This window comes from Dethiosulfatibacter sp. (genome assembly GCF_983023055.1).
In genome coordinates this window covers 1-2,702 of sequence record NZ_CEZJXU010000363.1, presented here as the reverse complement: position 1 = coordinate 2,702, position 2,702 = coordinate 1, and the positions used below count along the sequence as shown (strand labels likewise).

Annotated in this window: 4 protein-coding genes and 1 pseudogene; 2 read left to right on the top strand and 3 right to left on the bottom strand. The window is 34.0% G+C overall.

From position 1 onward, the window contains the following. The 3 genes from AC3AX0_RS11055 to AC3AX0_RS11045 all read right to left on the bottom strand — a co-directional run. Positions 1-104, bottom strand: a 104-nt coding sequence (locus tag AC3AX0_RS11055; RefSeq protein ID WP_487550342.1) for a DEAD/DEAH box helicase, incomplete at its 3' end; no start/stop codon positions are given. 138 nt (positions 105-242) lie between these two features. After that, positions 243-602, bottom strand: a complete 360-nt coding sequence (locus AC3AX0_RS11050) for an MmcQ/YjbR family DNA-binding protein (protein ID WP_487550340.1) — start codon at positions 600-602, stop codon at positions 243-245. 79 nt (positions 603-681) lie between these two features. Then, positions 682-1,305, bottom strand: a complete 624-nt coding sequence (locus AC3AX0_RS11045) for a 4Fe-4S binding protein (RefSeq protein ID WP_487550339.1) — start codon at positions 1,303-1,305, stop codon at positions 682-684. 380 nt (positions 1,306-1,685) lie between these two features. On the opposite strand from AC3AX0_RS11045, the pseudogene AC3AX0_RS11040 reads away from it, so the two are divergent. Together AC3AX0_RS11040 and AC3AX0_RS11035 are read left to right on the top strand one after the other, a co-directional pair. Further along, positions 1,686-2,078, top strand: a pseudogene (locus AC3AX0_RS11040) (MFS transporter); the annotation flags it as partial. A gap of 33 nt (positions 2,079-2,111) precedes the next feature. Next, positions 2,112-2,702: MFS transporter (locus AC3AX0_RS11035; protein WP_487550341.1), on the top strand; the 591-nt coding region annotated here is incomplete at its 3' end.

The following is a 2,702-nucleotide window of genomic DNA, read 5'->3' as shown; positions in this document are numbered from 1 at the left end:
CCAGTCTTTCCACTTCCCGTCTTTGACATTACTATCAAATCTTTCTTTTGCAATACATGTGGTATTGCTTCACTTTGAACCTCTGTGGGTTCCAAAAATTCCATCTTTTCAATAGACTTAATTATTGAAGGCGATATGCCTAAATCACTAAATGTTTTTCCCATAATTCCTTCTTTCATATTTCTTCGCTCTATTATTATCACTACACTGTACCATTATATGGACTTACAGTCAAATTTCTTTTATTTTTCTTCCAATATTTCTTTCTGATTTTTTTTAGTTAAGGAGTTAAAAACTGTTTCATATGAATTGTCAATGAGTTTTAAAATCATCTCATCAGGCACATCTCTGTCGAAAACCACCGTGCTCCAGTGACGTTTGTTCATATGATAGGCTGGTATTATTCCCTCATACTGCTGCCTAAGTTCAAGATTTAAATCAGGGTTACATTTAAGATTCAAACCCTTGTCTCCCTGTCTGTCATAAATAAGCCCAAACATCTTGCTTCCCACCTTAAATACGAGAGTTGTTTCATCGAAGGGATAGGTTTCTCTAGCACCCTTTTTTGACAAGCAGTATTCTATAGCTCTTTTAACATTCATAAGTTCCTCCATATATCAACATTGATCTTCTATTCATATCAATGTGGTTTCGGAATATTATTAATAGTCCCTTCTTTTTTTACTTCCCGTAATGAATTGCTTCCTTTGGACAGATTTTTGTACATGCCTGGCACTGATGACATAGAGATGTAGTTATAAATGCTTTCTTACTGCCATCATCTACTTTTATAGCTTTGGAAGGACAAATACCCTGGCAAAGCTTACATCCTATGCATTTGTCCTGGTCAACTTTTGTTGAATTTTTTGCAAATCCTCCTGTTACACCCAGCAAAGCTCCAAAAGGACATATGTGATTGTGGAAGACCCATTGTTCATATCTCAGTGTAATAATTATCGAAACAACCAGCAACACAAGCAAAATCGGAACATTCTTATGCAACACTTTTTTTGACATGATCATTGTAAATACCATGATAACTAGAATTACCCAAGGCAATACCTTGCTTTGCAGAAACTTAGGTACATTCTTAGTCTGCCATCCTGATTTTTGAGCAATACTTTCCGTCACACCCATTACTGTATTCATTGGACATATATAGCCACAGTAGAACCTGCCAAAGAAAAGTGCAGACACTAAACTAACTGCAAACAATCCAAGCCAAAGCATCATATTACCCTTTAAAACAACTGCAAAAAACAAAATTAAAAATAATATTTGAACAAGTTTTCGTACTTTACTCATTTCCAATCTCCTCTCTTCAAGAAAAATCCCACCTCTAAAAATGGTACTTATATTTTCCTTTTATGTTTGTTAAAACAATTATATAATAATACCAAAAACAAAGGCGTTACCGAGGTTACATATAAGGAAATTTTATGATTGGTTTTTTATCTCAATTAAATGATTATACACTTTTCAAAACAATTCCAGTAGAATTAATTGAATTCAATTCCTCAAGCATTACAATTATAGACAATAAACTTATTTAAGTATATACTCTTTCCCATGGACTATTTAAAGTTAAATCCCTTAATAAAAAAATTCATAGTCGTTGTCTTTATGTATGGTTTGACATCAGCTGCATTCAATTAGGCTATCCAGAAAGCACAGTTGGAACAATTTTGTCATTGCGAAGACTTTCCATTGGAATATCTACATTTCTAATTGCATATATTTCCAGCAAATTAGGCCAAAAAAGAACTCTAACGATAGGTCTTGTAATTGTTGGAATCACCAGCATTTCCATTGTACTGACCGAATCAATTTCTGTTATGAAAATACTTTCCATTGTTTTCGGATTTGGAATGGCTGCCATGCTCACTATAGAATCTCCATTCATATTTAATCAAACAGAAGTTAACGAAAGAGTCCATGCATTCAGCCTGGCCTTTGCATCAAGAAATGCAGCCTTCATGATAGGCTCTCTACTAACAGGTTTTCTATCCGATATATTGAGTAAATATGTTGGTTCCAGTGTGGAAAGCATAAGATACTCATTGATAATTGTGAGTCTTTTATCCATGATGGCAATTTTCCCCTTGATGAGTTTGAAACCAAGAGGTGCTTCTGTAGATAAATTAATAAAACCAAAAGATATATATCGCTTTTTAAACAGGAAAAATATTCTTTTTATAACTTATACCGGATTAATCGGTCTTGGAGCAGGCATGGTTGTTCCTTTTTTTGGAGTATATTTGAAATATATGCTGAATACTTCAGAAAGTATAGTAGGATTAATTCTAAGTTTTGCCCAATTCGGAAATGTTTTTGGAGGTTTGAGCGTACCCTACCTAAATAAAAAAATAGGCCAGGAAAAATCAATTATCCTTACCCAGCTTTTAAGTATTCCCTTATTGCTCATCATTGGATTTCCACAAGGAATCGTAGTTGTCGCTTTTGCATTTTTCTTCAGATCTAGTCTAATGAACATGGGACAGCCTCTTATTCGTGGTATATCCATGGAAATTGTAGAGGAACATGAAAGACCTCTCATGAGTTCAATGAGGGCGATGATCAACAATCTAACACGTGCTCTAGGTATCTTTATAGGCGGATATTTGATGACTCATTTCTCCTATAATACTCCATACATATTTACAATAATCTTTTATCTTCTTGGCACTTACCTATTCTATTAT

Bases quoted from the DNA above. Each gene is read 5' to 3' on its own strand.
- AC3AX0_RS11050 (WP_487550340.1), bottom strand. From the start codon at position 602: ATGAATGTTAAAAGAGCTATAGAATACTGCTTGTCAAAAAAGGGTGCT.
- AC3AX0_RS11045 (WP_487550339.1), bottom strand. From the start codon at position 1,305: ATGAGTAAAGTACGAAAACTTGTTCAAATATTATTTTTAATTTTGTTT.